The following is a 7990-nucleotide window of genomic DNA, read 5'->3' as shown; positions in this document are numbered from 1 at the left end:
GGGCGGACCGCCCTGGTCACCGGAGCCGCCAGCGGCATCGGACGGGCCTGCGCGGTGGCCCTCGCCGAAGCGGGCGCGGCCGTCTACGTGGTGGACATCGCGGCGGACGCGGCCAAGGAGGTGGCGGCGCAGATCGGCGGCACCTGCTGCGTCACCGACCTCGCCGACCCCGCCGCCGTGGACGCGCTGCCCGACGACGCCGACATCGTCGTCAACAACGCGGGCCTTCAGCACATCGCGCCCGTCCACGAATTCCCCCCGGAACGCTTCGCGTTGATCCAGCGGGTGATGGTCGAGGCGCCGTTCCGGATCCTGCGCCGCACCCTGCCGCACATGTACGCGGGCGGCTGGGGCCGGGTGGTCAACATCTCGTCGGTGCACGGCCTGCGCGCCAGCCCTTACAAGTCCGCGTACGTCGTCGCCAAGCACGCGCTCGAAGGGCTCAGCAAGACCGTCGCGCTCGAAGCCGCGCCGCACGGCGTGACCAGCAACTGCATCAACCCCGGCTATGTCCGCACCCCGCTCGTCGAGGACCAGATCGCCACCCAGGCCGTCGCGCACGGCATCCCCGAGGCGGAGGTGGTGACGCGGGTGATGCTGGAGCGCACCGCCATCAAGCGGCTGATCGAGCCGGTGGAGGTCGCGGCTGCGGCCCTGTGGTTCTGCTCCCCGCACACCGGCTACATCACCGGGGCCTCGCTGCCGCTGGACGGCGGGTGGACCGCTCACTGACCTCGCCTTTTACGGTGCCCGGTCGGTAGGGTCGGCGTCTGCGGCGGCCGTCGCCCCGTCCCGGCGGGGCGGCGAACCGTACCGCGTATCCGTCGCACCAGCCGTGCGGCGCGACGGTCTCGACCGCCGCGCCGCACGGACCGTTCTTCGTCCCTCCGGCACGGTGACCCCTGATGTCCGCAGAATCCGCAGATCCCGCAGCCGTACCGGCACCGGCACCCGCACCCGTAGCGGTACCGGCGCCCGCGGCCGAACCCGCGCCCATCGCCCGCCATATGCGTCGGCTGCTCGAAATGGTCGCGGCCGACGCGCCCGCGGAAGACTTCGGGGCGGTCGCCGCGCAGGCGAGGATCAACGGGGCGGGCGCGTCCGACCTGTCGGAGCTGGAACAGGCCACCGGGATCGCGTTGCGGGTCCGCCGGGTGCTGCGGCAGCACCGCCGCCGCGAGACCGAACTCGCCGCGCTCTTCGACACCGCGAGCGACCTGGCCGCGCTCCGCGACCTCGACGCCGTCCTCCAGTCCATCGTGCGCAGGGCCAGGATGCTGCTCGGCACGGACACCGCGTATCTGACGCTGCGCGACGAAGAGGCGGGCGACACGTACATGCGGGTCACCGACGGCTCGGTCTCACCGCTCTTCCAGAACCTCCGGCTGTCCTACGGCGACGGCCTCGGCGGTCTGGTCGCGCTGACCGCCCGCCCGTACGCGACCCCCGACTACCGCACCGACGAGCGCTTCCGGCACACCGGCTCGATCGACGAGGGGGTGCTGGACGAGGGTCTGGTCGGCATCCTGGGGGTGCCGCTGCTGCTCGGGTCGCGCGGCGCGGGTGCTCACGCGGGCGGCGCCGTCGGCAGCGACGTGATCGGCGTGCTCTTCGCCGCCGACCGCACGCCGCGCCCCTTCTCGCCCGACGAGGTCGCGCTGCTGTGCTCGCTGGCCGCGCACGCCGCCATCGCCATCGACACCGCCAAGGCCATCACCGACCTCGCCGAGGCGGGCGCCGTGATCCGCGAGCACGCCGCCGCGATGCAGCGCGCCGAGGAGGCGCACGACCGGCTCACCGACCTGGTGCTGCGCGGCGGCGACCTGTCAGAGGTGGCCGCCGCCGTCGCGGGCCTGCTGGACGGTGCGCTCACCATCCACGACCCGGAGGGCCGGCGGCTGGCCGCCGTCGGGCGCGGCGGCGGCGACTTCGACGGTCTGTCCCCGCAGCCGACGGCCCTGGTCAGGCACGCCGCCGACTCGCACGCCGCGGCCCGCGCGGTGTTCCGCGACGGCCGCTGGACCTGCGCCGTGCTCGCCGGACAGGAACTCCTCGGCAGCCTCGTGCTGTACGGGCGCGAACGGCTCGACGACTCCGACCGGCGGCTGTTCGAGCGCGCCGGGGTCGTCACCGCCCTCCTGCTGCTGCTCAGCCGCTCCGTCGCGGAGACCGAGAACCGGGTGCGCGGCGAGCTGATCACCGACCTGCTGACCGCGGCGGGGCGCGACCCGGCCGGTCTTGTCGTGCGCGGCCGCAGGCTCGGCGTCGACCTCGACCGGCCGTGCCTGCTGCTCGTCGCCGAGACCGTCACCGCCTGTCACGACAGACTGCCGGGCGCCGCCGTCCAGTACCTCTTCGGCGGCGACGGCATCAGCGCCGAGCAGTCCGGCACCGTCGTCCTGCTGCTCCCGTACGACGGCGCACCGCCCGGCGAGGCCGCCAGGGCCGCCGTCGCCCAGCTCGGCCATCTGGTGGGCGGGCCCGTCACGGTCGCCGCGGGCGGACCGGCCGCGGGACCGCGGGCCCTGGCCGACGCCCACGCCGAGGCGCTGCGCTGCCTGCGCGCCCTCCAGTCGCTCGGCCGCGTCGGCGACGGCGCGAGCGCCGACGAACTCGGCTTCCTCGGAGTGCTGTTGGGCAACGAACGCGATGTCGACTCCTTCGTCACCGCGACGCTCGGACCGCTCCTCGACTACGACGCGCGGCGCGGCACGGAGCTGGTCCGTACCCTCGGCGCGTATTTCGCCTGCGGCGGCACCCTCACCCGCACCAAGGACGAACTCCACCTCCACGTCAACACCGTCGTCCAGCGCCTCGACCGCGTCCAGGCCCTCCTCGGCCCCGACTGGAACGCCCCCGACCGGGCGCTGGAACTCCAACTCGCGCTGCGCCTCAACCTGTTGTCCACACCCCCCGGTTAGGACCGCCTCACGGCCAGGACCGGCGCCCGGCTAGCTCCTCTTCCGTGCCGCCGCGCGCAGCCGCTGCGGCAGGCGGGCCACGCCGCCGGGCAGCACGTAGACGACCACGACGAACAACGTGCCGAGCAGGAACAGGGGTTGGGAGAGCGGGACCCGAAGGACCGAGGGCAGACCGGCGACCGAGTCGGAGCCGGCGAGGTCGCCGAGCCGGTGGTCGGCCCAGGTGTAGAGAACCCCGCCGATCAGCGGGCCCCAGCGCGAGCCGGAGCCGCCGAGGACGACCATCACCAGCAGCGACAAGGTGAAGTCGGAGGTGGTGGTCTGCGGGGTGGCGCCACCGGTCAGCAGCAGATGGACGATGCCGCCGACCGCGGCCAGCGCGCCCGCCAGCACGAAGGCCGTCAGCTTGAAGCCGTACGGCCGCAGTCCCAGCACCTCCACCCGGCGCTCGTTCTCCTTGATGCCCTCCCAGACCCGCCCGGTGGGGGAGCGCACGGCCCAGTGCACGACGGCGACGGTCACCACGAGATAGGCGAGCGCGATCCAGTAGAGATTGACGGTGTGCTCGATGCCGACCAGCGACGCGGGCAGCTTGTCCGCGGGCACCGCCCGGCCCTCCTCGCCGCCGGTCACCCCGCCCGGGTCGCGCTCCACCAGGATCGAACCGGCCTGCGCGAAGGCGAGCGTCACCATCGAGAAGGCGATCCCGCTCACCCGCAGTGACACCGAGCCCAGCAGCGCGGCCAGCGCGATCCCGAAGAGCAGCCCCAGCACGGCGGCGGCGCCGAACGGCAGCCCGGCCTCGATCATGATGACGTCGGTGGCGTACGAGCCCGCCGCGAAGTACAGCGCGTGGCCGAACGAGAGCAGGCCCGTACGGCCGAGCAGCAGGTCGTACCCGGTCGCGAGCGCGCCGAACAGCAGGCACAGCGCGAGGAGTTGGAGGCTGCCCGCGCTGCCGATCGGCCCGTCGAGCAGGCCGGGCAGCGACAGCGAGCTGTACGGGGCCGCGAGCAGCGCGGCCAGGGCGGCGGCGGGCCACCAGCGGGTGACCCGGCGCAGTCGTCCGGCCGGCGCGGGCGCCGCCTGGACGCGCGGCTCCTCGCGGGTCGGGGTGGCGGTGGTCATGCGAGCCTCCCGGTGGCGCCGTGCGGCCGGAGCAGCAGCAGCGCCGCGAGCAGGACGACGACCGCGAGATCGCCGAGCCCCGACGCGGTGTAGTAGTTGGCGAACTGCTGGACCAGGCCCACGCCGACGGCCGCGAGCGCGGCGCCCGACACCGACCCCATGCCGCCCATGACGACCACGACGAAGGCGAAGATCAGCAGCGAGGTGCCCTGGCCCGGGTCGACCGAGCCGTAGTACAGACCGCCCAGCGCGCCGCCGAGCGCCGCCGCGGCCCCGCCGATCGCGAAGACCAGGGTGAACGCCTTTCTGACGTCGATGCCGAGCGCGGTGACCATCGCCCGGTCCTCGACCCCGGCTCTGACGACGAGGCCGTGCCGGGTGCGGCCGAGGAAGAGCCGCAGCGCCAGCAGGACGAGCACCGCGGCGCCGATCAGCACCAGCCGGTTGACCGGGACGCGCGCGCCGAACAGCCCGAAGGTGCCGGACAGGGCCGCGGGCCCGGGGAAGGTGCGCGCGTCGGCGCCCCAGATGGCCGACAGCAGCGCGGGCACCGCGAGCCCCACCCCGACGGTGGCGAGGACCTGCTCGCGCGGCCGTTCGTACAGCGGCCGGATCAGGGCGAGTTCGAGCACCATCGCGGCGACGGTGCCCACGGCGGTGCCGAAGGCGACGGCGAGGACGAAGCCGAATCCGCCGGAGCCCGCGCCCGGCAGGTGCCCGGAGGCGGCCCACCAGGTGCCGTACGCGCCGATGGACAGCAGCGCGCCGTGCGCGAAGTTCAGCACGTCCATCAGGCCGAAGATCAGGGAGAGGCCGGAGGCCACCAGGAAGTACAGGGCGCCGAGGCCGAGTCCGGTGGCCGTGAGCAGCACGACGGTCGACATCAGGCGCCCGCCTCTCGTGCCGTGGACGCCGCCGAGGAGGAAGGCTCGGACGGGTCCGCCCCGGCGCCTTCCGTGCCGAGTTCAGGTGACACAGCGCTTCCCTCTCCGAAGTGCGCGTCAGCGCCCTTGCGTCCGACACCCAGCAGCCTGCGGGTCGCCTCGGGATCGGCGAGCAGACCGGCGGCCGGGCCGCGGTGCGCGGTCCTGCCGTCGGCCAGCACCACGCAGTGCTCGGCGAGCCGCCGTACCATCGCCAGATTCTGCTCGACGAGCAGCACCGGCACCGCCTGCGCGGCCCGCTCCAGCACCCGCGCCACCTCGGTGACGACCTTCGGCGCCAGGCCCTTGGTGGGCTCGTCGGCGATGATCAGCCGGTTGCCGTTGAGCAGGGTGCGGCCGATCGCGACCATCTGCTGCTGCCCGCCGGACAGCGTCCCCGCGTGCTGCGCCGCCCGCTGCCGCAGCTCGGGGAACAACTCGTGCACCAGCGCGTACGCGGGCTCGCCCGCGCCGCGCCGCTCGGCCAGCCGCAGATTCTCCGCGACGGTCAGGGCCGCGAACACCCCGCGGTCCTCCGGCGCGTAGCCGATCCCGCGCCGCACCAGCGCGTGCGTGGCGAGCCGTACCGTCTCCTGACCGGCGAAGCGCACACTGCCGGTGCGCGGCACCAGGCCCAGCACACCGCGCACCGTCGTGGTCTTGCCCGCGCCGTTGCGGCCGAGCAGCGCGGTCACCCCGCTCGCGGCGACGTCGAGGTCCACGCCGTGCAGGATGTGACGGCCGCCGATGACCACCTTCAAGTCCCGTACGGACAACAGGGGTTCGCCGGTCACAGCGCCTCCCCGAGATAGGCCCGCTGCACGGTGGCGTCGGCCGTGACGGCCTGCGGGGTGTCGAGCGCGAGCAGGGTGCCGTGGTGCATCACCGCGAGCCGGTCGGCCAGCCCCAGCAGCACGTCCATGTGGTGCTCGACCATCAGGACCGTGCGGCCCTCGTCGCGGTGCAGCGAGCGGATCAGCGCGGTCAGGGCCGGCACCTCCTCGGCGCTGACCCCGGCCATCGGCTCGTCGAGCAGCATCACGCGCGGCTCGCCGACCAGCAGCACCGCCAGCTCCAGCTTCCGTTTCTCGCCGTGCGACAGCGCGCTCGACAGCGCCTCGGCGCGGTGCCCGAGCCCCGTGCGCTCCAGCACCTGCCCGACCTGCCGCGCGTATCCCGCGGCGCGCCGCCAGATCCGGTACGAGCCGCCGCCCGCCGCCTGCGCGGCCAGCCGCACATGGTCGGCGACCGTCATACCGGGCCACAGGCTGGACGTCTGGAACGTCCGCCCCAGCCCGCGCCGCGCCCTGGCCGGGACGCTCTCGTCGGTGATGTCCGCGCCGTCGAGCCCGATGGACCCGCGACTGGCCGGTACGAGACCGCTGATCAGGTTGAACAGGGACGTCTTTCCCGCGCCGTTGGGACCGATGAAGGCCAGGAACTCGCCTTCGCGCACATCGAAGGACACCTCGTCCACGATGGTCGCGCCGCCGACCGACCAGCCCACGTCACGCAGCCGGAGTACCGGGGCCGTGCTCGTCACCGGTCAGCCCGCCATCTGCTTCGAGGGCGGGTTCACCGCGTCCTTGGGCAGCCTGCTGATCAGCTCGGGCTTCGCGGCGGCGCCCGTGCCGTTCAGCTTCGCCGTGAACATCGGCTGGAGCAGCGCGTGGTCCACCGCCCTGATCTGCTCGTCGCCCTTGGGGCCCTCGAACGACCAGCCCTCCAGCGCCTTCGCCATCGCGGTCGCGCTGTCCGCGCCGCCCGCCTCCACCGCGTGCACGATCATCTGCGCGGCGGTGAAGCCGTCCGGGCTGAACAGGTCCGGTGTGCCGCCCGCCTTGGTGATGCCGTCGAGCATCGCCGTCTCCACCGCGTTGTGCGCGGCGCCGGGGAAGTAGTGCGCGAGGAAGGAGATCTTGGACCCGGCCGCGCCGAACAGCGGGTACGAGGCGGTGCCCGCCAGGCCCGTCACGACCTTGGTCGAGGTCACCACGCCCTGCTGGTCCAGCGCTGTCCACAGCGCGGGCGCGCTGGCCCCGGCCCACGCCACGAAGACCAGATCCGGCTTCTTCGACTTGACCTGCTGCGCGAAGGGCGTCAGATCGCCCGCGCTCGGCGGCGCCAGCACCGAGTCGACGGTCGCGCCCTGCCCGCCCAGCACCTGCTTCACGGCGGCCACATTCGCCTGCCCGAAGGCGGAGTTCTGGGTCAGCACGGTGACCCTCTTGCCCTTGGAGTCGCCCAGCAGCGACCCGGCGGTCAGGATGTCCTGGTACGACTGCCTGCCGGAGCGGAAGGTGTACGCGTTCACACCGGTCAACGCGTCGGTGGCGGCCGGGCCCGCGATGTACAGCACCTTGTTCTGGGCGGCCAGCGGGGCGAGTTGGAGCGCCACGCCCGAGTCGGTGGTGCCCGCGATGATGTTCGTGCCCTTGCCGATCAGGGTCTTGGCCGCGGCGACGGCCTTCGCCGGGTCGCCCGCGTCGTCCTGCTCGACCACCTCGATCTTGTGGCCGCCCGCGGTGCCCTTGCCGTGAGTGGCGTACGCCAGACCGGCGTTGAAGCCGTCCAGATACTGCTTGCCGTAGGCGGCCAGCGGCCCGCTGCGCGAGTAGACCAGGCCCACCTTGACCGCCGAGTCGCTCGTGCCGTCGGAGGACTTGGCGCTGCCCGCCGTCCCCGCGGCGCTGCATCCGGCGAGCAGCACACCCGCGGTCAGCACGGCCAGCGCCGGGACGGACCGCGTGCGGAGGATGCCCGACCTGTTCTGCCGGATCGAGCGGTTCTGCCGACTCGATCTGTTGGTGCTCGATGTGCTGCGACGCATGGCGACCGGCTCCCGGAGAGGTGGATTGTTGCGCAAACCGTAGAAGCGCCCCGCCGAACCGGACATGTGGGCGGCACACGCTCCTTCCCCGCACGCCATGTCGGCAGGGACCATGGCGGCCCCGCGGCGCGGTCGCAAAGGTGACAGGGCGGGCGGACCGCGGCCCTGGGCGGCCCCGGCGGCGCCCG

At 73.7% G+C, this 7990-nt stretch carries 7 protein-coding genes; 2 read left to right on the top strand and 5 right to left on the bottom strand.

Annotated features, from left to right (window positions below):
• On the top strand, positions 1–732 hold a 732-nt coding region (locus BGM09_RS15195), incomplete at its 5' end, for a 3-hydroxybutyrate dehydrogenase (protein WP_188282102.1).
• Positions 733–1007: 275 nt separating this feature from the next.
• On the top strand, positions 1008–2921 hold the full coding sequence (locus tag BGM09_RS15190) for a helix-turn-helix domain-containing protein (protein WP_223187009.1): 1914 nt from the start codon (positions 1008–1010) through the stop codon (positions 2919–2921).
• A gap of 30 nt (positions 2922–2951) precedes the next feature.
• Here the strand turns inward: BGM09_RS15190 and BGM09_RS15185 are convergent, their stop codons facing one another.
• The 5 genes from BGM09_RS15185 to BGM09_RS15165 are packed head-to-tail and all read right to left on the bottom strand — an operon-like array spanning position 2952 to position 7802.
• A complete protein-coding gene (locus BGM09_RS15185) occupies positions 2952–4049 on the bottom strand; it encodes a branched-chain amino acid ABC transporter permease (protein WP_188282100.1) in 1098 nt (365 codons plus the stop codon).
• Positions 4046–4933 carry a branched-chain amino acid ABC transporter permease gene (locus tag BGM09_RS15180; RefSeq protein ID WP_188282099.1) on the bottom strand — a complete coding sequence of 296 codons (888 nt, stop codon included), beginning with the start codon at positions 4931–4933 and terminating at the stop codon, positions 4046–4048. The genes BGM09_RS15185 and BGM09_RS15180 overlap by 4 nt, the downstream gene beginning before the upstream one ends.
• Positions 4933–5766 carry an ABC transporter ATP-binding protein gene (locus BGM09_RS15175; protein ID WP_188282098.1) on the bottom strand — a complete coding sequence of 278 codons (834 nt, stop codon included), beginning with the start codon at positions 5764–5766 and terminating at the stop codon, positions 4933–4935. Before BGM09_RS15175 ends, BGM09_RS15180 begins: the two co-directional genes overlap by 1 nt.
• A complete protein-coding gene (locus BGM09_RS15170) occupies positions 5763–6515 on the bottom strand; it encodes an ABC transporter ATP-binding protein (protein WP_188282097.1) in 753 nt (250 codons plus the stop codon). Before BGM09_RS15170 ends, BGM09_RS15175 begins: the two co-directional genes overlap by 4 nt.
• A 3-nt stretch (positions 6516–6518) precedes the next feature.
• Complete coding sequence (locus BGM09_RS15165) at positions 6519–7802, bottom strand: substrate-binding domain-containing protein (protein ID WP_188282096.1); 1284 nt, start codon at positions 7800–7802, stop codon at positions 6519–6521.
• Between the last annotated feature and the right edge of the window lie 188 nt (positions 7803–7990).

It is taken from the genome of Streptomyces sp. CBMA29, assembly GCF_014596445.1.
GTDB lineage: Bacteria > Actinomycetota > Actinomycetes > Streptomycetales > Streptomycetaceae > Actinacidiphila.
This window is presented reverse-complemented; position numbering and strand designations above follow the sequence as displayed.